Origin of the sequence: Streptomyces pallidus (ex Mingjun et al. 2026) (genome assembly GCF_051550185.1) — a bacterium.
In the GTDB taxonomy this organism is placed as follows: domain Bacteria; phylum Actinomycetota; class Actinomycetes; order Streptomycetales; family Streptomycetaceae; genus Streptomyces.
Genome location: NZ_CP196181.1, coordinates 1,260,243 through 1,283,790, shown reverse-complemented (window position 1 = coordinate 1,283,790; position 23,548 = coordinate 1,260,243). Strand labels below are relative to the sequence as shown.

The 23,548-nt window shown below is 69.7% G+C and carries 21 protein-coding genes; 7 read left to right on the top strand and 14 right to left on the bottom strand.

What is annotated here, in order from left to right:
• The first annotated feature begins 294 nt into the window (after window positions 1-294).
• Window positions 295-981 carry a response regulator gene (locus ACSHWO_RS05470; RefSeq protein WP_438310258.1) on the top strand — a complete coding sequence of 229 codons (687 nt, stop codon included), beginning with the start codon at window positions 295-297 and terminating at the stop codon, window positions 979-981.
• A gap of 65 nt (window positions 982-1,046) precedes the next feature.
• Here ACSHWO_RS05470 and ACSHWO_RS05465 read toward each other — a convergent pair whose 3' ends face one another.
• Window positions 1,047-1,778, bottom strand: a complete 732-nt coding sequence (locus ACSHWO_RS05465) for a MerR family transcriptional regulator (protein WP_438310257.1) — start codon at window positions 1,776-1,778, stop codon at window positions 1,047-1,049.
• A gap of 54 nt (window positions 1,779-1,832) precedes the next feature.
• On the opposite strand from ACSHWO_RS05465, the gene ACSHWO_RS05460 reads away from it, so the two are divergent.
• Window positions 1,833-2,138, top strand: coding sequence for a hypothetical protein (locus ACSHWO_RS05460; RefSeq protein ID WP_438310256.1), 306 nt, complete (start codon window positions 1,833-1,835; stop codon window positions 2,136-2,138).
• Between the two features lie 89 nt (window positions 2,139-2,227).
• Here ACSHWO_RS05460 and ACSHWO_RS05455 read toward each other — a convergent pair whose 3' ends face one another.
• From ACSHWO_RS05455 to kdpF (ACSHWO_RS05405), 11 genes are all read right to left on the bottom strand, one after another.
• Window positions 2,228-3,004, bottom strand: coding sequence for a GNAT family N-acetyltransferase (locus ACSHWO_RS05455; protein ID WP_438310255.1), 777 nt, complete (start codon window positions 3,002-3,004; stop codon window positions 2,228-2,230).
• Between the two features lie 160 nt (window positions 3,005-3,164).
• Window positions 3,165-3,971, bottom strand: a complete 807-nt coding sequence (locus tag ACSHWO_RS05450) for an SDR family NAD(P)-dependent oxidoreductase (RefSeq protein ID WP_438310254.1) — start codon at window positions 3,969-3,971, stop codon at window positions 3,165-3,167.
• Window positions 3,972-4,587: 616 nt separating this feature from the next.
• The gene (locus ACSHWO_RS05445; protein WP_438310253.1) at window positions 4,588-7,131 is read right to left on the bottom strand and encodes an ATP-binding protein; all 2,544 of its coding nucleotides are present in this window, start codon (window positions 7,129-7,131) and stop codon (window positions 4,588-4,590) included.
• 38 nt (window positions 7,132-7,169) lie between these two features.
• A complete protein-coding gene (locus ACSHWO_RS05440) occupies window positions 7,170-7,859 on the bottom strand; it encodes a response regulator (protein WP_438310252.1) in 690 nt (229 codons plus the stop codon).
• 97 nt (window positions 7,860-7,956) lie between these two features.
• Window positions 7,957-8,691, bottom strand: a complete 735-nt coding sequence (locus ACSHWO_RS05435) for a potassium-transporting ATPase subunit C (protein WP_438310251.1) — start codon at window positions 8,689-8,691, stop codon at window positions 7,957-7,959.
• A 5-nt stretch (window positions 8,692-8,696) separates the two neighbouring features.
• Complete coding sequence (kdpB, locus tag ACSHWO_RS05430; RefSeq protein ID WP_438310250.1) at window positions 8,697-10,799, bottom strand: potassium-transporting ATPase subunit KdpB; 2,103 nt, start codon at window positions 10,797-10,799, stop codon at window positions 8,697-8,699.
• Window positions 10,796-12,460, bottom strand: a complete 1,665-nt coding sequence (gene kdpA, locus ACSHWO_RS05425) for a potassium-transporting ATPase subunit KdpA (RefSeq protein ID WP_438310249.1) — start codon at window positions 12,458-12,460, stop codon at window positions 10,796-10,798. The genes kdpB (ACSHWO_RS05430) and kdpA overlap by 4 nt, the downstream gene beginning before the upstream one ends.
• Window positions 12,461-12,466: 6 nt before the next feature.
• Entirely contained in the window at window positions 12,467-12,556 is a 90-nt protein-coding gene (gene kdpF, locus ACSHWO_RS05420) for a K(+)-transporting ATPase subunit F (protein ID WP_037884112.1), read from the bottom strand.
• Window positions 12,553-12,708 carry a hypothetical protein gene (locus ACSHWO_RS05415; protein ID WP_164721007.1) on the bottom strand — a complete coding sequence of 52 codons (156 nt, stop codon included), beginning with the start codon at window positions 12,706-12,708 and terminating at the stop codon, window positions 12,553-12,555. The genes kdpF (ACSHWO_RS05420) and ACSHWO_RS05415 overlap by 4 nt, the downstream gene beginning before the upstream one ends.
• A gap of 89 nt (window positions 12,709-12,797) precedes the next feature.
• Window positions 12,798-13,547: a DUF4118 domain-containing protein gene (locus ACSHWO_RS05410; protein ID WP_438310248.1), complete on the bottom strand. Its 750-nt coding sequence runs from the start codon at window positions 13,545-13,547 to the stop codon at window positions 12,798-12,800.
• A gap of 34 nt (window positions 13,548-13,581) precedes the next feature.
• Window positions 13,582-13,671, bottom strand: coding sequence for a K(+)-transporting ATPase subunit F (gene kdpF / locus ACSHWO_RS05405; RefSeq protein WP_438310247.1), 90 nt, complete (start codon window positions 13,669-13,671; stop codon window positions 13,582-13,584).
• Window positions 13,672-13,920: 249 nt separating this feature from the next.
• On the opposite strand from kdpF (ACSHWO_RS05405), the gene ACSHWO_RS05400 reads away from it, so the two are divergent.
• The 4 genes from ACSHWO_RS05400 (at window position 13,921) to ACSHWO_RS05385 (ending at window position 20,687) form a co-directional block, all read left to right on the top strand.
• A complete protein-coding gene (locus tag ACSHWO_RS05400) occupies window positions 13,921-15,804 on the top strand; it encodes an APC family permease (RefSeq protein ID WP_438310246.1) in 1,884 nt (627 codons plus the stop codon).
• A gap of 257 nt (window positions 15,805-16,061) precedes the next feature.
• Entirely contained in the window at window positions 16,062-18,212 is a 2,151-nt protein-coding gene (gene kdpB / locus ACSHWO_RS05395) for a potassium-transporting ATPase subunit KdpB (RefSeq protein WP_438310245.1), read from the top strand.
• A gap of 286 nt (window positions 18,213-18,498) precedes the next feature.
• Window positions 18,499-20,436, top strand: a complete 1,938-nt coding sequence (locus ACSHWO_RS05390) for an amino acid transporter (RefSeq protein ID WP_438310244.1) — start codon at window positions 18,499-18,501, stop codon at window positions 20,434-20,436.
• Window positions 20,437-20,513: 77 nt separating this feature from the next.
• Window positions 20,514-20,687 (top strand): hypothetical protein, encoded by a 174-nt coding sequence (locus ACSHWO_RS05385; protein ID WP_438310243.1) that lies wholly within the window; start codon window positions 20,514-20,516, stop codon window positions 20,685-20,687.
• A 45-nt stretch (window positions 20,688-20,732) separates the two neighbouring features.
• Here the strand turns inward: ACSHWO_RS05385 and lysA are convergent, their stop codons facing one another.
• Window positions 20,733-22,082: a diaminopimelate decarboxylase gene (gene lysA, locus ACSHWO_RS05380; RefSeq protein WP_438310242.1), complete on the bottom strand. Its 1,350-nt coding sequence runs from the start codon at window positions 22,080-22,082 to the stop codon at window positions 20,733-20,735.
• On the bottom strand, window positions 22,082-22,435 hold the full coding sequence (locus ACSHWO_RS05375) for an SAV_915 family protein (RefSeq protein ID WP_438310241.1): 354 nt from the start codon (window positions 22,433-22,435) through the stop codon (window positions 22,082-22,084). Before ACSHWO_RS05375 ends, lysA begins: the two co-directional genes overlap by 1 nt.
• A 256-nt stretch (window positions 22,436-22,691) precedes the next feature.
• On the opposite strand from ACSHWO_RS05375, the gene ACSHWO_RS05370 reads away from it, so the two are divergent.
• On the top strand, window positions 22,692-23,240 hold the full coding sequence (locus tag ACSHWO_RS05370) for a universal stress protein (RefSeq protein ID WP_438310240.1): 549 nt from the start codon (window positions 22,692-22,694) through the stop codon (window positions 23,238-23,240).
• Window positions 23,241-23,548: the final 308 nt, after the last annotated feature.

The window sequence follows — 23,548 nt, the reverse complement described above, 5'->3', positions numbered from 1 at the left end:
CCCCGCCATCAGCGGCGCGTCAAGAAGTGCAGGCCTGTCGTCAGAGTGGCGTCAACGTGGCGCATCGGCTCCTGCAGGTGGTCGCAGACTGAGCGGCAGGGGGAAGCGGACGGCCGTCCGTGATGCGAGGTTGGAGGGCGCGAGCGATCGCCGCCGAGACCCTGTCCAGTCCGGACCGCGGGGGGTCGGACTGGTGACGGGACGCACCACGGTCGGCCGTCTCCTCCGGCGGAACGTCAACTGGTCGGTCCGGACCTCCAAGGGACTTACGTACGACAGGAAGGTGGCGCGCCGATGACCAGGGTGCTGGTGGTCGATGACGAACCGCAGCTCGCGCGGTTGCTGGTCATCAATCTGAAGGCGCGGAAGTACGAGGTGGACTGCGCGCAGGACGGGGCCGCGGCCCTGGACGCCGTGGCGGCCCACGGCCCGGACGTGGTGCTGCTCGACCTCGGGCTGCCCGACATGGACGGGATCGATGTGATCAAGCACTTGCGCGGATGGTCGCTGGTGCCCGTGCTGGTGGTCTCCGCCCGCCACGGCTCCGAGGAGAAGATCGCGGCGCTGGACGCGGGCGCTGACGACTACATCACCAAGCCCTTCAGCATGGACGAACTCCTGGCCCGGCTCCAAGCGGTCGCCCGCCGCACGCTGCCACAAGGCTCGGCAGCCTCGGAGGAATCGGTCGTCGAGACCGACGAGTTCACCGTCGACCTGCTCGCGAAGAAGGCCAGGCGCAGAGGGGAGAGCATCAGGCTCACGCCGACGGAATGGCATCTGCTGGAGGTCCTGATCCGTAACCAGGGCCGGCTCGTCAGCCAGAGGCGTCTGCTCCAGGAGGTGTGGGGCTCCTCCTACGGAACGCAGACCAACTACCTGCGGGTGTACATGGCTCACCTCTGCCGGAAACTGGAGGCGGACCCCTCGCACCCGCGCCACCTGATCACCGCCCCTGGCATGGGATACCGCTTCGAGGCGTGAGCCGGGCGTAGCCGACGGGGTGCAGTCGAGGCCCCGTCGATGCCGAGCCTGCCGCGCACGTCACGTCACACGCCCAGCTGTGCGCGAATGAGCGTGTCGAGCCGCCGCCATGCGGGGGACGAGGCATTGACCGACCCCTGGATGAGGGCGGGGATGTCGGAGGCTGCATCCAGCCCGGGCAGGGCGTCGGATCCGTAGCGCTCTCGGGTCGCCACGGCGATGCGGCGGGCAAGGTCGTCGATGCGGGGGTCGTCGGCGTCGAGGTCGTACACATGGTCGTAGTCGAGGTAGAGCTGCCGTAGCGTCGGGTCGGACAGGGTCTCGGCCTGGTCGTGGAACAGTGCGAACGCGCGGTCCGCGTGGGTGGCGAAGACGAGGATCCACAGGTCGCGCTGCAGGTCCACCCATCGAGGCGTGAATCCCCAGCGGCCCAGGCGCTCCAGATGCGCGCCGACCTCGGCCGGCAGCGGTGCCAGATTCCCGGCGGCGAGCCGGCGCAGGTGCCCTTGCGTTGCCCGCAGGCGGCGGATCCGTGCGGTGAGCTCGTCGTCGATCTCGCGCAACGCCTGCTGGAACTCCTGGTCGGTCGCCGACCTCAGCTCCCGGATGCGGGCCGGCGGGACTCCGGCGTCGGCGAGTGTCCGGATCTTGATCAGGTCGACGGCGTCGTGCGCACCGTACCGCCGATAGCCGGAGGCATCCCGGTCGGGCTCGGGGAGCAGGCCCTTGTCGTGATAGACGCGGATGGTCTTGATCGACACTCCGACGTACCTGGCCAGCTGCCCGATGGTGATCACCCGGCCATCGTCCCACTTGACCTTTCCCCTGGGGCAGGGTTGCAGCATGGCGCCATGACGAACTTGGACATCGATCGAGAGACCCTGCGCGAGCTGGCCGATGAGGGCAACGAGGCCGCCTTGGACCGGCTGGCCGACCTGGCTGACGCGGCCGGGGACCTCGGGGAGCTCAGCGAATTGTTGGATGAGGGGTGCACGCGCGCCGGGTTCCTGCTCACCCGACGGGCGGTCGCGAACGGCGACGTGCCCGAGCTGCAACGGATCTCGGACGCCGGGTACGACGAGGCCGGGTGCGAGCTGAACCGGCTGCTGGAGGCACCAGCCGGCGGGCACGTGGGCCCGGGATCCGACCTGCCGTAGCGGGACTCCAGGCCGCAGCCATCGGGTGCGGCTCGCGATCGGCGTGCCAGGGCCGTGGTGGACGGAGCCCAGGCGGCCAGCCTCCCCCGTCAGCTTGCGGACAGTCTTCCGGCCGGCACCGGGGCACCGACCGCGTAGTGGGCGTACTCCCGCTCCGGGCGGAAGCCCGCCGTCCAGGCGAGCAGGCGGCCGGGGCGGTTGCTTGTCGAGCAGGTCCAGCTCGGCGTGTGACCGCGGGCTGCTACGTCCGAGCACAGGGCGTTGACGCAGTCGAGCGCCAGGTACTGCACGCGGGGGTCGGGCACGGTGACGCAGGCGACGTCCTCGTACGCGGTGCCGAGGAAGTAGGTGCAGGCCACGGCCACGATGCGGTCGCCGTGGAAGACGGCCCAGGCGTAGCCGGAGCGGGCGAGGGAGTCGGGACCGCCCCACGTACGGTGGATCCAGCCCATGGCGGGCGGAAGCGTGGTGAGCGCCCGGGTGTCCCGCGCGTTCAGCCTGCGTACGGTGACACCCCTCGGCGGTCGGGCCGCCGGCACCTGGGAGCGCTTGACGTACACCACACGCTGCCACGGCACCACACGCTGGAACGCGGCACCGAGCAGCGGGAGGAATCGGCCGGGGGCTTCGACGGAGCGATCGGCGAAGACGGCGAGTTCGCCCGGCGTGAGTGCCCCCGGTTCTCCGCGCAGGAGTACGTGGTCCCCGCATTCGACAGCGATCGCGCGCGGCTGGATGACGCGGTCCACCCACCAGCGGCCGGCCTCGGTGGTCAGGACGTGCTCGGTCAAGGCGCCGGAGCCCGGGGCTCCGGTGGGGAACCAGCGGACGAGGGCCGGGAGGCGATGCGACGGCAGGTTGATCACGGAACTTCCTTGAGGTGCCATGGAAGTGGGGCGGCCCTGTCGGAGGGCCGCCCCACGGGGTGGGCTGGTGCCTAGCAGGAGGGCTTGCTGCCGTGGTTGGAGCCCTTCTTGCGACGGGCCCTCTTCTTGCGTGCGCGCTTGGACATGTCAGTGCATCCCTTCAGGCGGTGTGGCCGACGAGGAGGTCGGCGAGCTTGTTGAGGCGCTTGATGGTGCGGTCCTCGGTGGCGGCGGGGGCCGGGGCGACGCGCTCGGAGCGGCCGTAGTAGGCGCCGTTGACGATCTCGGTGGCCGGGTCGCAGAGCCGAACGACGTGCCGGGCGCCCTCGGCGGCCGGCGCGCCCTCGTGCCCGTACAGCGGAAGGAGGCCGGTCTCGCACACGCCGGGGTCGACGGAGACGGCGGTGACGCGCGGGTCGGCGGCGAAGACGGTCAGCGCGAGCTGCGACTGGGCGTACGCGGCGAGGCGGGAGTAACGGCGCACGCGCTGCGGGTCGTTCCACTGGATGGCGCCGGAGCGGTGCAGCGCGGAGGAGACGTTGACGACGCGCCCACCGGGGTCACTGGTGAGGGCGGGTTCCAGGAGGTTGGTGAGGAGGTAGTGGGCCAGGAAGTTGACCTGGAAGGCGATCTCATTGCCGTCGGCGGTCAGGGTGTGGCGCTCAGGCGCGGCGATGGCCGCGTTGTTGACCAGTACGTCCAGGCGCGGGTGGTCGCGTACGACGGCGTGGGCGAGGTTCTCGACCTCCTCCAGGCGGGTGAAGTCGGCTGCGAGCGGGCGGAGCTGGGCGCCGTTGATGCCGGAGGTGGCGATCAGCCGGTCGGTGGCGGCCTGGGCCTCCTCCGGCGTGCGGCCATGGAGGAGGACGATAGTGCCGAGCTCCGCGAGCTGGCGGGTGGTCTCGTAGCCGATGCCGGAGGTGGCCCCGGTGACGAGGACGGTACGGCCGGACAGGGATGAGGACATGGCGAATTCCTGGAAGAGGGCATGCCTGACGTACCCGGCGCCCCGGCGCGAGGCGGGGGTATGGGCTCAGGTCATGCGGTGAAGGTGAGGATGCGTACGCGGCCTCGGGCAGCGCCCTTCAAGGGGGCTGGTGGCAGGTACGCGGAGGACGCGCGGCCGATGTCAGAGGGCGGCCGGGCGGACAGCGGGCGCCGTCGGCTGCACCGGATTCGGTGGCCGATCGTCGTAGCGCGGACCGCTGTTCATGGCGCAATCCCAGCGCATCGGGGAGTTGGAGGCAAGGGCTCGAGGCCTTCTTGACGGCCTTCTGATGCTCATCGTCAGGGCTGCATCAAAGATCGACTTCCGCGCGGAAGGAACCCGTCAAGGAGTGCTGCCAGGGCCGTCGGCCGGATGCAGACTGGTGTGGCGACGGAGCCGGAAGACGGTCCGGCGGCACGCGGCTGGCGGCGGTGACCTGAACACCGCCCGAAGTGGCGCAGGGTCCCACCGTGGGGGTACGGATCGAAGCGACCGCGTGCCGGTCACACGTCGCACGACACATGAGCCGTCCGGCTCTCCGGTATGGGGATACCGGGGCCGGACGGCTCGCGTGTTTCGGTCGGCCGCCTCGACGTCAGGTCACCGCGGAGGTCGGGAGCTCCGGTGATACCGGAGGACCGTCCCCCGCTATGGGGAGGGTGAGGACCATGGTGAGGCCGCCGCCCGGGGTGTCCTCAGCCGTGAGGGTGCCTCCGATGGCCTCGGTGAAGCCGCGGGCGACGGCGAGGCCGAGGCCGACTCCGGCGCCTCGTGGGGCGTCGCCGTGGCGTTGGAAGGGTTCGAAGATGCGGTCCTTGGCCTCGTCGGGGACTCCGGGTCCGCGGTCGACGACGCGCAGCTCGACGCGGTTTGCCAGGGCGCTGGCGGAGACGTTGACGGGGTGTCCGTGCGGGCTGTACTTGACGGCGTTCTCGACGATGTTGGCGACGGCCCGTTCCAGCAGGCCCCGGTCGACGGCGACCATCGGCAGGGTTTCGGGGATGTCGAGTTCGACGCTGTCCTCCGGTACGCCGCCCAGGGCCATGGGGACGACCTCGTCGAGGTCGGTCTCGCGGATGAGGGGGACGACGGTGCCGGTGTTGAGGCGGGACATGTCGAGGAGGTTGCCGATCAGGGCGGCGAGACGGTCGGCGCCGTCCTCGATCCCTTCGAGGAGTTCGGCCTTGTCGTCGTCGGACCATTCGACGTCGTCGGAGCGCAGCGAGCTCACGGAGGCCTTGATGCCGGCGAGCGGGGTGCGCAGGTCGTGGCTGACGGCGGCGAGGAGCGCGGTGCGGATGCGGTTGGCCTCGGCGAGCTCGCGGGACTTCTCGGCCTCGTCGACGAGACGCTGGCGGTCGAGTACAACGGCCGCCTGCGCGGCGAAGGCGCCGAGGACACGGCGGTCCTCGGCGGGCAGGACCCGGCCGGTCAGGGCGAGCGCCATGGTGTCGCTTATGGGCAGGTCCACGTCCGCATCCTCGGGCCGGCCGACAGGGCCGGTGCCGACGGATGCCGCCGTCGTCCAGGGGTCGACCTCGCTGGCGCGTTCCAGAAGGACGACCGACTGCATACCGAAGGTTTCGCGGAGCCGTTCCAGGAGGGCGCCGAGGGAGTCCTCGCCCCGCAGGACACTGCCCGCGAGGAAGGAGAGGATCTCGGACTCGGCGCGCAGCCGGGCGGCCTGGTGGGTGCGCCGGGCGGCCAGGTCGACCACGGAGGCCACCGACACGGCCACGCCGACGAAGATTGCGATGGCGACGATGTTCTTCGGGTCGGAAATGGTGAACTTGTGCAGCGGCGGCGTGAAGTAGTAGTTCAGCAGCAGGGACCCGAACGCCGCCGAGGCGAGCGCGGGGAGCAGCCCGCCGAGCAGGGCCGCCGCCACCGTGAAGGTGAGGAAGAGCAGCATGTCGTTCGCGAGCCCGAGCTCGGGGACGAACTGGCTCAGCAGGACGGTGAGCAGGGCGGGACCGGCGATTCCGGCCAGCCAGCCCCAGATGATGCGCGAGCGGCCGAGTCGCGCACCGCGGGGGACGGGCAGGCCGCGGCCCTTGGCCGCCTCGTCGTGGGTCACGATGTGCACGTCGAGGTCGGGGCCGGATTCGCGGGCGACGGTGGCGCTGACGCCGGGGCTGAAGACGTACTGCCAGGAGCGGCGGCGGCTCACCCCGAGCACGATCTGCGTGGCGTTGCAGCCGCGGGCGAACTCCAGCAGGGCGTCGGGGACGTCGTCGCCTATGACGTGGTGGAAGGTGCCGCCGAGATCCTCGACCAGGGTGCGCTGGACGGCCAGTTCTTTGGGGGAGGCGGAGGCGAGGCCGTCGCTGGCGGCGATGTAGACAGCGAGGACCTCGCCGCCCGCCCCCTTCTCGGCGAGACGGGCGGCGCGGCGGATGAGCGTACGGCCCTCGGGACCGCCGGTGAGGCCGACGACGATCCGCTCGCGCGCCTGCCAGGTGGAGCGGATGTTGTGCTCGCCCCGGTACTCCTGGAGGTACTCGTCCACCCGGTCGGCCACCCACAGCAGCGCCAGCTCACGCAGTGCGGTCAGATTGCCGGGGCGGAAGTAGTTCGAGAGGGCCGCGTCGACCTTGTCGGGCTTGTAGACGTTGCCGTGCGCCATGCGGCGCCGCAGTGCCTGCGGGGACATGTCGACCAGTTCGATCTGGTCGGCCCGCCGGGCCACCTCGTCGGGAACGGTCTCGCGCTGGCGGACGCCGGTGATCGTCTCGACCACGTCACCCAGCGATTCGAGATGCTGGATGTTCACGGTCGAGACGACGTCGATGCCCGCCTGGAGCAGTTCCTCGACGTCCTGCCAGCGCTTGGCGTTGCGCGAGCCGGGGACGTTCGTGTGCGCGAGCTCGTCGACCAGTGCGACGGCGGGGCGGCGGGCGAGGATCGCGTCGACGTCCATCTCGGTGAACGTGGAGCCGCGGTACTCCAGCTCGCGCCGCTCGATGAGCTCGAGACCGTGCAGCATCACCTCGGTGCGCGGCCGGCTGTGGTGCTCGACGAAGCCGACGACGCAGTCGGTGCCCCGCTCGACCCGGCGGTGCGCCTCGGAGAGCATCGCGTACGTCTTGCCGACGCCCGGTGCCGCACCGAGGTAGATGCGGAGCTTGCCGCGTCCCATGTTCAGACTCTTCTTCTCTGTTGACGATCAGGCGGTGATCAGGGTTCGAAGCGGTAGCCCATGCCCGGTTCGGTGATCAGGTACCGGGGGTGCGAGGGGTCCGCCTCCAGTTTGCGCCGGAGCTGGGCCATGTAGACGCGCAGGTAGTTGGTGTTCTCCCCGTACGTGGGACCCCAGACCTCCAGCAGCAGCCGGGCCTGTGTGATCAGTCGGCCCGGGTGGGTGATGAGGATCTCCAGCAGGTGCCACTCCGTCGGGGTCAGGCGTACGGTGCGCTCCCCCCGCCGTACCTTCCGTGCGACGAGGTCGACGGAGAACTCGTCGGTCGTGACGACGGCGACCTCGTCGGGCTGAGATGCAGCCGGGGCCTCCTGCCTGCGGGCGGCTGCGCGCAGGCGGGCCAGGAGCTCGTCCATGCTGAAGGGCTTCGTCACGTAGTCGTCGGCGCCGGCGTCCAGGGCCCGGATCTTGTCCTCCGAGGTGTGCCGGGCGGAGAGGACCAGGATGGGCACGCGGCTCCAGCTGCGGACGTTCTTGATCACGTCGACGCCGTCCATGTCGGGCAGCCCGAGGTCCAGCACGATGACGTCCGGCTTGCGTGCGGCCGCGAGCCGCAGGGCCGAGCCGCCGTCGGAGGCCTCCTCGACCTCGAACTTGCGCGCCTGAAGGTTGATCTTCAGCGCGCGGACGAGCTGGGGATCGTCCTCCACCACCAGCACCCGGGTCATCGGTGTGCAGCCTTTCCTTCGTTGCGGGCACGGTGAGGAGCCGGCGGGACGCGGACGTCCGCGCCCCGCCGGCTCCCGGTCCGTTCGATGTCGAACATCAGCTCTTGCTCAGTGCCTTGAGGGCGGTGTTGAGTTCGAGGACGTTGACGCGGGGCTCGCCCATGAAGCCGAGGGTCCGGCCGGTGGTGTGGTCGGCGACGAGCTTCTCGACCTGCTTGACGTCGAGCCTGTTCCGCTCGGCGACCCGGTGGACCTGGAGCTTGGCGTACTCCGGGGAGATGTGCGGGTCCAGGCCCGACCCGGAGGAGGTGACGGCGTCGGCCGGCACGTCCTCCGCCTTGACCTTGTAGCCGGCCGTGGAGTTGTCGGCGATGACGGCTTCCTTGGCGGCGACGACCTGGGCGCAGAGAGTGCCTTCCTCGGCATTCTTGGTGCACTTGCCGTTCACGGCCCCGTTGTCGGCGGAGCGGTTGGTGGCGCCGGACAGGATCAGCGAGTACTGGGTGTTGACCGAGTTGCTGCCCAGCCCGTTGGAGGGGCGCGGCTGGAACCACTTCAGGTCCGGCTTCGGGGCCTCTTCGGCGTCGTCGCCCGTAGTCGAATCAGAACGAGCCTGCTTCGGGAGGTTGTAGGTCTGCCCGATGAGGGAGGACCCGACGACCCGCCCGCTCTTGTCCTTGATCTCGGAGCCGTTGGCCTTGTCGTGGAACAGGGCCTGGGCGATGCCGGTGACGGCGAGCGGGTAGATGACCCCGCAGATCACGGTCAGGACGAGCAGGGCGCGCAGGCCTGCCCCGATCAACCGTGCTGTGTTGCCTACAGAGTTGTTCATGGGGGTCAGCCGATTCCGGGGATGAGGGTGATGATCATGTCGATGAGCTTGATGCCGATGAACGGGGCGATCAGGCCGCCGAGTCCGTAGATCCCGATGTTCCGGCGGAGCATCTTGTCGGCGCTGGTCGGCTTGTACTGCACGCCCTTGAGGGCGAGCGGGACGAGCGCGATGATGATCAGCGCGTTGAAGATGACGGCCGAGAGGATCGCCGACTCGGGGGAGTGCAGGCCCATGATGTTGAGCTTGTCGAGGCCCGGGTAGACCACGGCGAACATGGCCGGGATGATCGCGAAGTACTTCGCGACGTCGTTGGCGATGGAGAACGTGGTCAGGGCGCCCCGGGTGATGAGGAGCTGCTTGCCGATCTCGACGATCTCGATCAGCTTGGTGGGGTTGGAGTCCAGGTCCACCATGTTCCCGGCCTCCTTGGCGGCCGAGGTGCCGGTGTTCATGGCCACGCCGACGTCCGCCTGGGCGAGCGCCGGGGCGTCGTTCGTGCCGTCGCCGGTCATGGCGACGAGCTTGCCGCCCGCCTGCTCCCGCTTGATGAGGGCCATCTTGTCCTCGGGGGTGGCCTCGGCGAGGAAGTCGTCGACGCCCGCCTCTTCGGCGATGGCCTTGGCGGTGAGCGGGTTGTCACCCGTGATCATGACGGTCTTGATGCCCATGCGGCGCAGCTCGTCGAACCGCTCCCGCATGCCCTCCTTGACGACGTCCTTGAGGTGGATGACACCCAGGACCCGGGCGCCCTTCTCGTCCTTGACGGCGACCAGGAGCGGCGTACCGCCCGCTTCCGAGATCCTGTTCGCGAGGAGGTCGGCGTCGTCGGCGACCTCGCCGCCCTGCTCCTTGACCCAGGTGATGACCGAACCGGCCGCGCCCTTGCGCGTCTGCCTGCCGTCGACGTCCACACCGGACATACGGGTCTGGGCGGTGAAGGCGATCCACTCGGCATGGGCCAGTTCGCCCTGGTGCCGCTCGCGCAGCCCGTACTTCTCCTTCGCCAGGACGACGATGGAACGCCCCTCGGGGGTTTCGTCGGCCAGCGAGGACAGCTGGGCGGCATCGGCCAGCTCGGCGGCGGTGGTGCCCTTGACGGGGACGAATTCCGAGGCCTGTCGGTTGCCCAGGGTGATGGTGCCGGTCTTGTCGAGCAGCAGCGTCGACACGTCGCCCGCCGCCTCGACGGCCCGGCCCGACATGGCCAGGACGTTGCGCTGGACCAGGCGGTCCATGCCGGCGATGCCGATCGCGGAGAGCAGGGCGCCGATGGTGGTCGGGATCAGGCAGACGAGGAGAGCCGTGAGCACGATCATGGACTGCTCGGCGCCCGCGTAGATCGCGAACGGCTGGAGCGTGACGACCGCGAGTAGGAAGACGATGGTGAGGGACGCGAGGAGGATGTTCAGCGCGATCTCGTTCGGCGTCTTCTGCCGGGCCGCACCCTCCACGAGAGCGATCATCCGGTCGATGAAGGTCTCGCCCGGCTTCGTCGTGATCTTGATGACGATCCGGTCGGAGAGGACCTTCGTACCGCCGGTGACGGCCGAGCGGTCGCCGCCGGACTCACGGATGACGGGAGCGGACTCGCCGGTGATGGCGGACTCGTCGACGGAGGCCACGCCCTCGACGACGTCACCGTCGCCGGGGATGACGTCCCCGGCCTCGCAGACCACCAGGTCGCCGATCTTCAGCTCGGTGCCCGGTACGGACTCCTCGCCGCCGTCCTTGGTCAGGCGGCGGGCGACGGAGTCGGTCTTGGCCTTGCGCAGGGTGTCGGCCTGGGCCTTGCCGCGGCCCTCGGCCACGGCCTCCGCCAGATTGGCGAAGATCGTGGTCAGCCAGAGCCAGGCGGTGATGGCCCAGCCGAACCAGTCCGTCGGGTCCTTGATGGCGAGGACGGTGGTGACCACGGAGCCGATCAGGACCACGAACATGACCGGCGACTTGATCATCACGCGCGGGTCGAGCTTGCGGATCGCGTCGGGGAAGGACTTGACCAGCTGCTTCGGGTCGAACAGGCCCCCGCCAACGCGGCCGGCCGGCGGCTTGTGGCCCGTGGGCAGGTCCTCGTGCGGAGCACGGGTCTCAGTGGCGGTGCTCATGATGCGAGCCCTTCGGCGAGCGGTCCCAGCGCGAGGGCGGGGAAGTAGGTCAGACCGGTGACGATGAGGATGGTGCCGACGAGCAGGCCGGTGTAGAGCGGCTTGTCGGTACGGAGGGTGCCCGCCGTCTCGGGGACTGGCTTCTGCTCGGCGAGCGAGCCGGCCAGCGCGAGGACGAACACCATGGGCAGGAAGCGGCCCAGCAGCATCGCGATGCCGATGGTCGAGTTGAACCACTGGGTGTCGGCGTTCAGGCCCGCGAAGGCGGAGCCGTTGTTGTTGGCGCCCGAGGTGTAGGCGTACAGGACCTCGGAGAACCCGTGCGCGCCGGAGTTCGTCATCGAGTTCACCGGGGTCGGCAGGGCCATGGCGGCGGCGGTGAAGCACAGCACCAGCGCCGGGGTGACCAGGATGTAGCAGGCCGCGAGCTTGATCTCGCGGGTGCCGATCTTCTTGCCCAGGTACTCGGGGGTGCGGCCGACCATCAGCCCGGCGATGAACACCGCGATGATCGCCATGATCAGCATGCCGTAGAGGCCGGAGCCGACACCACCGGGCGCGATCTCGCCGAGCTGCATGCCCAGCAGCTGGATGCCGCCACCGAAGCCGGTGAAGGAGGAGTGGAAGGAGTTGACCGCGCCGGTCGAGGTCAGGGTGGTGGACACGGAGAAGATGGCCGAGGCGCCGATGCCGAACCGGGTCTCCTTGCCCTCCATCGCGCCGCCCGCGGTCTCGAAGGCGGGGCCGTTGCCGGCGAACTCGGTCCACATCATCAGGGCGACGAAGCCGACCCAGATGACCGCCATCGTCGCGAGGATCGCGTAGCCCTGGCGCAGGCTTCCGACCATGCGGCCGAAGGTGCGGGTCAGCGCGAACGGGATGACGAGGATGAGGAAGATCTCGAAGAGGTTGGAGAACGGGTTGGGGTTCTCGAAGGGGTGGGCGGAGTTGGCGTTGAAGTAGCCGCCGCCGTTCGTTCCGAGTTCCTTGATGACTTCCTGGGAGGCGACGGCGCCGCCGTTCCACTGCTGGGTGCCGCCCATGAACTGCCCGACCTCGTGGATGCCGGCGAAGTTCTGGATCGCGCCGCAGGCCACGAGGATGATCGCGCCGATCACGGAGATCGGCAGCAGGATGCGGAAGACACCCCGCACCAGGTCGGCCCAGAAGTTGCCCAGCTCACCGGTCCGCGAGCGGGCGAAGCCCCGTACGAGGGCGACCGCGACGGCCATGCCGACGGCGGCGGAGACGAAGTTCTGCACCGCCAGGCCGCCGGTCTGCACGACGTGGCCCATGGCCTGCTCGCCGGAGTACGACTGCCAGTTGGTGTTGGCCACGAAGGAGGCGGCGGTGTTGAAGGCCTGGTCGGGGTCGATGGCCTGGAAGCCGAGCGAGCCGGGCAGGATGCCCTGGGCGCGCTGGAGGGCGTAGAGGAAGAGGACGCTGACCGCGGAGAAGGCGAGGACGCCGCGCAGGTAGGCGGGCCAGCGCATCTCGGCGGACGGGTTGGCGCCGATCGCCTTGTAGATCCACTTCTCCGGCTTGTAGTGCTTCTCGGAGGAGTAGACCTTGGCCATGTAGTCGCCCAGCGGGCGGTAGGCCAGCGCGAGGGCGGCGATCAGTGCGAGGAGCTGGAGCACACCAGCGAGAACGGGACTCATCGGTGGCTAGAACCTCTCCGGCTTGACGAGGGCGAGGACGAGGTAGCCCAGCAGGGCGACGGCCACGACGAGGCCGACGATGTTCTCGGCGTTCACAGCTTGGTCACCCCCTTGGCGATGAGAGCCACCAGCGCGAACACCGCGACCGTGGTGACGACGAAGGCCAGATCGGCCATCGCGAGCTCCTGAGTGAAGTGGGAAGTAATGAATCGGCCAGATGGCCGATGACGAGATAACCGTGTCTTCATCCCGGCGTTAAGACACCTTGACGGTGTCCATACGGGCGCACGGGAACTCTTAACGCCACCCTTACGGGCAGGGACCAGAAAGGCCCCGGTCAGCCCAGGTGGGCCAGGCCGGCTGAGTCCAGGGCGGAGCCGGCCTGTGCCGCCAGCGCGACGGCCACCAGGCGGTCCTGTTCCGGGGGCAGCGGGCCGGGGATGGGGTCGAGCAGGAAGCGGCCGTAGTAGTGTCCGCCGCCTACGACGCGCAGCTCGGTCTCGCCGTCCGGCCAGTCGGCGTACTCCGTGATCCGGCCCGGGCGGCGCAGCCACAGGCCGCCGTCGTGCTCCAGGCGCGGCAGGTTGCCCATCAGGGCTCCGTATTCGAAGCGGCAGCCGCGCAGCCGCAGCAGGCGGACGAGCTCCCGGCGCACGTACTCGACGACCGCCTCCGGCGAGCGGCCGTCCTCGGCCATCCGGGCGGTGCCCTGGAGGCTCGACAAGTGGGCGGCGTCGGTGATCACGGTCGTCTGCAGCCGGCGTGCGCGTACTGCCAGCTGGGAGACGATCAGGCCGACGACGAGCAGTAGGACCGCCGTCTCGACGTCGTCACGGTCAGTGATCGCGAACCGTTGATAGGGCTCGGTGAGGAAGAAGTCGAACCACGCGGCCGCCGACAGTGCGGCCACCGCTCCGGCGGTCCGCGTGCCGATGGCGGCGACCGCGACCACCGCGACGACGAGCAGGAGTGCGGCGTTCGTCGCCGAGAGGTCCGTGCGGAAGGGCACGAGCCCGAGCGCCACGAGGAAGGGGACCACGAGGGCCGCGAGCAGGGCGCCGGAGTCGTGCAGGCGATACCCGGACATGTGATGCCTCCTGTCCGGACATGAGGGCTTCGGATCAGAACTTCTCGGGCCTGATCAGTGCGGCCACGAGATAGCCGAGCAGAGCGAGGGCGACGACCAGCCCGACCACGTTCTCCGCTTCCATCTGAACCTTCTTCCTGTGTCGAGGGCGGGGCTGGGGAGCGCCCTTGTGCATTCAACCCTGCCCCCTGTCAGAGGGAAGGCCACGCACCTCGGCGAGGTCTTGACGCACCTCATACGGGTGTCCCGCTGTGGCATCAAGGGCGCGTGAGGACTGGCGCGGCGGCCGTATGGACACCGTCAAGGACCCTGGTGATCCGGCCGTGGAATTCCGACGCTGTCCTCACTTTGTCCAGCGGAGGAACAGCGAGAGATGTCGATAGACACGGGAAAGACGGGTACTGCGGGACGGGCTCCGGGCACGGAGGAACCTCCTGATACCGGGGTCTGCGCACCGGCGCCGGGGGACCGCCACCGGCTGACCGCCCTCCAGGGCCTGGCCGCGCTGTCCCTGGACGCCATGGCGTCCGTGGCGTACGGGCCGGAATCGATCGTGCTCGTCCTGGCCGCGGCCGGCGCCTACGGCATGGGCTTCACCCTCCCCGTCACCCTGGCGATCGCCGCGCTCCTCACGGTGCTGGTGGCCTCGTACCGGCAGGTCATCGCGGCGTTCCCGGACGGTGGCGGCTCCTACGCCGTCGCCAAACGGCACCTGGGCCGTCGTACGAGCCTGGTTGCCGCCGCCTCTCTGATCCTGGACTACGTCCTGAACGTCGCCGTCTCCGTCACGGCCGGCGTGGCCGCCCTGACCTCGGCCTTCCCCGAGCTGTACGCGGAGCGGGTGTGGATCTGCCTGGGCATCCTGCTCCTGGTCACCGCAGTCAACCTGCGCGGGGTCGTGGAATCCGCCAAGGCCTTCCTCGTGCCCACCGCCGTGTTCGTCGGCTCGATCCTTGCGATGGTCGCCGTCGGCCTCTTCCGTGACGGCCCCGTCAGCACCGCCTCCGCGGCCGGGCACGCCTCCGCCCTCGGCGAGGGCGCGACCACCGTGGGCGCGCTCCTGCTGCTGAAGGCCTTCGCCGCCGGCTGCTCCGCGCTGACCGGAGTCGAGGCCGTCGCCAACGCCGTGCCGTCCTTCCGCGCCCCGGCCGCTCGCCGGGCCCAGCGCACCGAGGTCGCCCTCGGCGCGCTCCTGGGCGTGATGCTCATCGGCCTGTCGATCCTCATCGGCCGCTTCCACCTCCAGCCCGTCGAGGGCGTCACCGTCCTCGCCCAGCTCGCGGACGCCTCCTTCGGTCACAACGCCGCCTTCTACGTCGTCCAGTTCGCCACGATGGTGCTGCTCGCGCTGGCCGCGAACACCTCCTTCGGAGGGCTGCCCGTCCTGATGAGCCTGCTGGCCCGTGACAACCACCTGCCGCACGTCTTCGCCCTCAAGGCCGACCGCCAGGTCCACCGCCACGGAGTGGTGTGGCTGGCGCTCGTCTCCGGCCTCCTGCTCGTCTTCTCCGGCGGAGACACCAACACCCTCGTCCCGCTCTTCGCCATCGGCGTCTTCATCGGCTTCACCATCTGCCAGGTCGGCATGGTCCGCCACTGGTACGGGGAGCGCCCGCGCGGCTGGCGGGCGAGGGCGGGCCTGAACGGCTTCGGTGCGCTGCTGACCGGGGTCTCGGCGGTCGTCGTCACCGCCACCAAGTTCACCGAGGGCGCCTGGCTGATCGTCGTCGCGCTGCCGCTGCTCGTCCTCGGCTTCCAGCAGGTCCACCGCGCGTACACCGAGATCGGCGAACGCCTGGAGCTCGGCCGGATCCCGCAGGCACCGCGGCGCTCCCGCTCCGTGGTCGTCGTCCCGGTCTCCGGTCTGTCCCGCCTGACCAGCCAGGCCCTCACCGCCGCCCGCTCCCTCGGCGATGAAGTGCTCGCCGTGACCGTCACCCACCCGGCTCCCGAGGACCGCCAGGTGGCCGAAGCCCTCAGGCGGGACTGGGAGTTGTGGAAGCCCGGCATCGAGTTGGTCGAGCTCTCCTCGGAAACCCGCTCCCTCGGCCGCCCGCTGTCGGCGTACGTACGCAAACTCGCGCAAGTCCACCCGGGCGCCCAGGTGACCGTACTGATCCCGGAGACCGAACCCGCCCGGCTGTGGCAGCGGATGCTCCAGAACCAGCGCGGCTCCGTCGTCGCCCACGCCGTCCGTCGCGACACCGACGCCGTGATCTGCCGACTGCGTTTCCGCATCACGGCCGACGCACCCTGACGGGTGTTGACGCACCTCTGACGGCGACTTGACGCGCCTCGTGCGCCGCCATCAAGAAGGTGCCAATTCCCACGCCCACATGGGTATTTCTGATGGAACGGGCAGTAGTTTCCTGCCTGTTGCGCCGCCGGGGACCTCGAATACTCACATGACGGCCGAGGGGGTCCATGGAGACTGTCCCCGGCGGCGACACCCCTCCCGCACCTGGCCACCAGCCGCCAGGGCTGCCACGCCTCAAACCCATCCAGAAGGTCTTCATGCCTCCCGCCGCCGCGCAGCACGTTCCTCCGGGTCTCGGGACCCCTCCGCGGACTCCGACCAACCGACCGTCCCGGAAACGCTCCGGCCAGGTGAACGTGGTGGACCCCGAGCTCCTGGCCGCCTCCGCACGGGAGGCCGTCGGCAAGCTCCATCCGCGTGAGCTGGTGAGGAAGCCGGTGTTGTTCGTCGTCGCGGTCGGATCGGTGCTGACCACGCTCTCGGCGCTCATCCACCCGTCCGTGTTCACCTGGGTGATCAGCGTCTGGCTGTGGCTGACGGTCCTGTTCGCCAACCTCGCAGAGGCCGTCGCCGAAGGCCGGGGCCGGGCCCAGGCCGAGTCGCTGCGCAAGGCCCGTACGGACACGGTCGCCGTGCGACTGAACCACTGGACGTACGGCGCGAACCTGCGGCACGCGGAGACCGAGGTGGTCACACCCGCCGAGCTCCAGCCCTTCGACTTCGTCCTCGTCGAGGCCGGCGAGCTGATCCCGGCCGACGGCGACGTGGTCGACGGGGCCGCGATGGTGGACGAGTCGGCCGTCACCGGCGAATCGGCGCCCGTGCTGCGGGAGGCGGGCGGCGACCGGTCCGGGGTCACCGGCGGTACGACCGTGCTGTCCGACTCGGTCGTCGTACGGGTCACCTCGCGCCCGGGGCACAGCTTCATCGACCGGATGATCGCCCTGGTCGAGGGTGCCACCCGGCAGAAGACCCCGAACGAGATCGCACTGAACATCCTGCTGGCCGCCCTGACCGTCGTCTTCATCCTGGTGGTCGTCGCCATCCAGCCGATGGCCGCCTACGCGCACGCCGCCCAGTCCACGACCGTCCTGGTCGCCCTCCTCGTCACCCTCATCCCCACCACGATCGGCGCCCTCCTGTCGGCGATCGGCATCGCCGGCATGGACCGGCTCGTCCAGCGCAACGTCATCGCGATGAGCGGACGCGCGGTCGAGGCGGCCGGGGACGTGAACACCCTGCTCCTCGACAAGACCGGCACCATCACCCTCGGCAACCGCGAGGCCGCGGCCTTCATCCCGCTGCCCGGCGTGGACCACCTCAAGGTCGCGGAGGCGGCCCAGCTGTCCTCGCTCGCCGACGAGACGCCCGAGGGCCGCTCCGTCGTCGCTCTCGCCCACCAGTACGGACTACAGCCGGCCGCCGCGGAGGACCTCAGCAATCCGCGGTTCACCGAGTTCAGCGCGCGCACCCGGATGAGCGGCGTGAACCTGAGCTGGGACAACGGCGCCGGCTGCGCCATCCGCAAGGGTGCGACGGCGCAGGTCTGCGACTGGGTCACGATGCGCGGCGGGACCGTACCGCCGGAAGCCGAGGCGTGGTCGGCCTCCGTGTCGGAGTCCGGGGGCACTCCTCTGCTGGTGGCGGTCCACGACTGGGACGGCCCGAGGGTGCTCGGCATCGTCCACCTCAAGGACGTCGTCAAGGAGGGCATCCGCGAGCGCCTCGCGGAACTGCGCAGCATGGGCATCCGTACGGTCATGGTGACCGGCGACAACGAACTGACGGCCCGCGCCATCGCCGCCGAGGCGGGAGTCGACGAGTACCTCGCCGAGGCGACGCCCGAGGACAAGCTCGCTCTCATCAAGCGGGAGCAGGCGGGCGGCAAGCTCGTCGCGATGACCGGTGACGGTACGAACGACGCGCCCGCACTCGCGCAGGCCGACGTCGGCGTCGCGATGAACACGGGTACCTCCGCTGCCAAGGAGGCCGGGAACATGGTGGACCTGGACTCCAACCCGACCAAGCTGATCGAGATCGTCGAGATCGGCAAGCAGCTCCTCATCACCCGCGGAGCCCTGACCACCTTCTCGATCACGAACGATGTCGCGAAGTACTTCGCGATCATCCCGGCCATGTTCACGGCGGCCTACCCGGGACTCGAAGCCCTGAACATCATGGGCCTGAGCAGCCCGACCTCGGCCATCACCTCGGCGATCATCTTCAACGCGCTGATCATCGTCGCCCTCATCCCGCTCGCGCTACGCGGCGTTCGCTACAAGCCGACCTCCGCGCACGACCTGCTGCGTCGCAACCTCGGCGTCTACGGCCTCGGCGGCCTGATCCTGCCCTTCGTAGGCATCAAGCTCATCGACCTACTGGTGTCCACGATCCCCGGCCTCGGCTGACATCAGTCAGGCGCCAGACCACTGCCGCACGAGGCCGGCCAGCGTTGATCCACACTCCGCCGGTTCCCCTGCGGGGGCGGCCCCCGTCCGGGCCGTCCCCGCTCACTTCGTCCTGCACCCTCCGATCGAGCATGAGTGTGCGTTCACTACGCCACAGGTGGCACTCTTTGCGTTAAGGACGCGTCAGGATTTGCCCGCTCGCGTGCATGAGTGATCAGTCTGCGTACGCTTGCTCAGCCGTCGATGTCGATGGCTGATTCTTTGCCGTACGACAGGAGCCCCCACGATGGCCACCCCTGCCCGCACCTCGCGCCTGCGCGCGTGGATGCTGGAAGGCCTGACCGCCGAGAAGAGTTCGCCCGCTGCCAAGGAGACGGCGGCCCAGCCGCACGGCCGGCCGTGGTGGCGGGTCATGTGCCTGACCGGTCTGGACTACTTCTCCACCCTCGGCTACCAGCCCGGCATCGCGTTCCTCGCGGCAGGTCTGCTGTCGCCGCTGGCGACCATCGTGCTCGTGCTGCTCACCCTCTTCGGCGCACTGCCCGTCTACCGACGCGTGGCCGAGGAGAGCCCGCACGGCGAGGGCTCCATCGCCATGCTGGAGAAGCTGCTCTCCTTCTGGAAGGGCAAGCTGTTCGTCCTGACCCTCCTCGGGTTCGCGGCGACCGACTTCCTCATCACCATCACCCTCTCCGCCGCCGACGCGACCGCGCACATGGTGGAGAACCCGCACCTCACCAGCACCCTGCACGGCCACGAGGTACTGATCACCCTGATCCTGATCGCGCTGCTCGGCGGCGTCTTCCTGAAGGGGTTCAGCGAGGCCATCGGCGTGGCCGTGGTCCTGGTGGCCACCTATCTCGGCCTGAACGTCGTCGTCGTGGCGGTCGGGCTGTGGCACGTGTTCACCGCACCGCAGGTCATCACCGACTGGACGACGGCACTGACCGCCGAGCACGGCAACGTCTTCATGATGATCGCCATCGCCCTCGTCGTGTTCCCCAAGCTCGCGCTGGGCCTGTCCGGCTTCGAGACCGGTGTGGCGGTCATGCCGCACGTCCAGGGCGACCCCGCGGACAGCGAGGAGAAGCCCGCCGGCCGGATCCGCGGCGCCAAGAAGCTGCTGACCACAGCGGCCGTGATCATGAGCGTCTTCCTGATCTGCTCCAGCCTGATCACGACCCTGCTCATCCCGGCCGCCCAGTTCCAGCCCGGCGGCGAGGCCAACGGGCGCGCGCTCGCGTATCTGGCCCACGAGTACCTGGGCTCCGCCTTCGGCACCGTCTACGACATCTCCACGATCCTGATCCTGTGGTTCGCGGGCGCCTCGGCGATGGCCGGTCTGCTGAACCTGATGCCGCGCTACCTGCCCCGCTACGGCATGGCCCCGCACTGGGCCCGCGCGCTGCGACCGATGGTCATCGTGTTCACCCTCGTCGCGTTCCTCGTGACCTGGATCTTCAACGCCGACGTCGACGCGCAGGGCGGCGCCTACGCCACCGGCGTCCTGGTCCTGATCACCTCGGCGGCGGTCGCCGTGACCATCGCGGCCCGGCGGGCCGGGGAGCGCGGCTGGACCATCGGCTTCGGGATCATCTCGGCCGTGTTCATCTACACCACGGCCGTCAACGTCGTCGAGCGGCCGGACGGCGTGAAGATCGGCGCCTGCTTCATCGGCGGCATCATGGCGCTCTCCCTCCTCTCCCGCCTGGCCCGCGTCTTCGAGCTGCGCGTGACGCACATCGAGTTCGACGACATGGCGCAGCGGTTCATCCGCGACACCGCCAACCGCACGATCCGCTTCATCGCCAACGAGCCCGACAAACGCGACCTCGACGAGTACCGGCAGAAGAAGGCGCAGATCCGCGCGGACAACGACATCCCGGCCGAGGACGACGTCATGTTCGTCGAGGTCACCGTCACGGACGCCTCCGAATTCGAATCCGGCATGCGCGTACGCGGTGAAGTCCTGCACGACCGCTACCGCGTCCTGACCCTGGAGAGCTCCAGCATCCCCAACGCCCTCGCCGCACTCCTCCTCCACGTCCGCGACGAGACCAGCCAACGCCCCCACATCTACTTCGAGTGGACCGAAGGCAACCCCATGGCCAACTTCTTCCGCTTCTTCCTCTTCGGACAGGGCGAGGTCGCCCCCGTCACCCGCGAGGTCATCCGAGAGGCAGAACCCGACCGCTCCCGTCGCCCCCACGTCCACGCCGGCTGACCCCTCTGCATCAAGGCGCCGACAGGAATCCCGCCGGACCCTCGCCATGGCGAAGTTCCAGCGGGATTCTCAGTACCGTGACCACTCGCTCGCCCGCCGACCGCGGAATCCGCAGGACCGTACTCGCCCTCGCGGCGGCCGGACTGGCCGTCATCGCCACCGGCGCCGTCCTCGACGCCATGTGGCTGCTCGGCATCGGGGTCTGGGGCGTCATTGCAGCGATGGCGCTCGAGCTCGTCTACCGGCCCTAGCCTCAGCACCCTGCCTGCAGGTCCCGCCGGATCGACGAGGTGGCCCTACCCGCCGATGTCCCGGCTGCGGAAGTCCTCGAGAGTCTCGCGCCGGACCAGCACCCGGGCCGAGCCCTCGTGGACAGCGACGACCGCCGGTCGGCCCACGAGGTTGTAGCCGGAGGCCATGGACAGCTGGTAGGTGCCGGCCACCGGTACGGCGAGCAGGTCTCCGGGGCGGATGTCGGTCGGCAGTTCCACATCGGCTGCGAGGATGTCGCCGGCTTCGCAGTGCCGGCCGACCACCGTGGCCGTACAGTGTCCGGCCGTCGACGCGCGGCCGGCCAGGCGGGCCGCATAGCGCACCCCGTAAAGGGCGGGACGCGGGTTGTCGCTCATCCCTCCGTCGACGGCCACGAAGACCTTCTCGCCGGTGTGCTTGACGGTGAGCACGCGGTACAGGGCGACTCCGGCCGGCCCCACGATGCCCCGCCCGGGTTCGACGACGAGACGGGGTACGGTCAGCCCGGCGGCCGCGCAGCCTTCGACGAGCTCGGCGCGCATCCTGCGCGCGAGTGCCGTGAGGTCGAGGGCGGGTTCGCCGGGACGGTAGGCGATGCCGTGGCCACCGCCCATGTCCAGCTCGGCCAGGACGACCCCGTGAGCGTCACGGACACGGGCCATCAGTCCGACCATGCGGCGCAGGGCGACCAGATAGGGCTTCACGTCGGTGATCTGGGATCCGATGTGGCAGTGCAGTCCGGTGAGTTCGAGCTGCGGCTGACCGAGTACCCGGGTGATGGCGTGCTGTGCGCCCCCGTCGGTGAGGGAGAGGCCGAACTTCTGGTCGTCGGTACCGGTACGGATCTTGTCGTGACCGCCGGCCGAGACACCGGGCACCACCCGCACCATGACCTTCTGGCGCCCGTCGGGGCCGACGGCCGCTGCGATCCGGGCTATTTCCGACGGGCTGTCGATGACGATCCGCCCCACACCGAGGCGCAGCGCGGCTTCCAGGTCACGGGGCGACTTGGCGTTGCCGTGCAGCACGATGCGCTCGGGAGGAAAACCGGCGGTGACGGCGAGTTCCAGCTCGCCGGCGGAACACACGTCCAGGCCCAGCCCCTCTTCCCGCACCCAGCGAACCATGGCGCGGGACAGGAACGCCTTGGCGGCGTAGAGGACGTCGGCTTCGGGGAACGCGTCCCGATAGGTCCGACAGCGCTCGCGAACCTCGCCTTCGTCCAGGACGTAGGCGGGGGTGTCGAACCGCTCGGCGATCTCTGCCAGCGGTACTCCGCCGACGGCCAGCCCACCGTGCGCGAGCCGAGTCGTGGATGCCGGCCAGATCGACAGATCACCCGCACGGGGTTGTACCCCGGACTGGACGGCCGTCGCCGCTGTGTGATCCCCCATCAGGCGATCCGGGCTGCGATCGGGGACGCCTGGGGCAGCGGCGTCGCGACCGAAGGCTCCGCGGCGACCGCTGGAGCGGTGAACGTCGGGTCCACCGTCAGCAGAGATACGCCGAGGGGCTCGGCCATCGACCGCAGCGCGGACTCGGAGAGCCGGACCCACGGCTGCTCGGCGCCGAGCGTGGCGGCAAGACGGTCCGGGCTGGTGAAGCCGACGCTGGTGCGCGCTCCCAGCGGGGTGCGGAAAAGACGCACCACGACCTCCGCTCCTCCCGGCCGGACCGGCACGTACAAGGGCCCGGCCAGGATCCGTTCTTCAGGCTCGGGATCGTCGTCGTACTGGAACAAGCACATGGGGCCCTCCCTGGGGAACCACGAGTCGGCAGGTGCCGCCCCGGGTGCGGGGAGGCAGTCCGGGGCGTGCCACCGAAGCTATCCCCGCATCCCTGTGCCTACGGCAGCCCCGTAACGAGACCCATACGGGGGCGGGCCAAGTCCTGACGGATCACTGACGCGGGAGCGGGACGGCATCAAAAGTCCGTCATGGTTACGGATCTCTGCGCTAGAAGGCCGTCAACACCCGCACCTCACCCTCCGCCGAGGCCCTTCCATGGGGACGGTCGGACGAGGCGAGAGGGAAGAGGCCGTGCGAAGAGTCGTAGTCGGCGTGACCGGAACCCCAGGGAATCTGGCCGCGCTGCACCGGGCCGCCGCGGAAGCCCGCGTGCGCGGTGCGGAGCTGTTGGCAGTCCTGGCCTGGCAGTCGCCCGGCGGCGAACTCGGAAGCCGCCACAGCCTCGGAACCTCTGCCCTGGCGCAATGCCGCGCCGCGGCTGTCGAGAGACTCTGCGAGGCCCTCGACACTGCCTTCGGCGCCGTGAAACCCGGTGTCACCCTCGCGAGCCTCACGGTACGGGGAACTCCGGGCGCGGCCCTCGTTGACGTGGCACGTGACACGGAGGATCTCCTCGTGGTCGGCACGGGATCCCGCGCGTTGGCTCGCCGCCTCATCCGCCCTTCGGTGGCCCGGTACTGCCTCGCCCACGCGGCCTGCCCTGTCCTGGTGGTCCCTCCCTCTCCGCTCCAAGCCGAGCTGGAATCCGTACACCGTCGCAACATCTGGAGAGTTCCGCTCGACCTGCGGGAGCTGATCCCGTAAGGCGTCACCTTTCTTGGCACGAGTTGTTCCAGCGGGTGGTGCCGGAGGTGCCGACCCACGACCGCGGGGCGGTCGTGGGTCGGCACGGCCACCAGGAGGTGCGAGGCACACGCCGCGGGCACCCGCGTTGGATTCGCTGGGTCGTCGAGTCCGGGCCGCTTCGCGACGAAGCGTCGTACGGGTGCCGGTGGAACCCGAAGCGCCGCGCGGCTCGCTCTCCCGCCGGTGAAGCCACTGAACTGCGCGCGTGCCCACTGGATACCCGCACTATTCAGCCCTGCTGAGTACCAGTAGTCAGTGTTACGTCG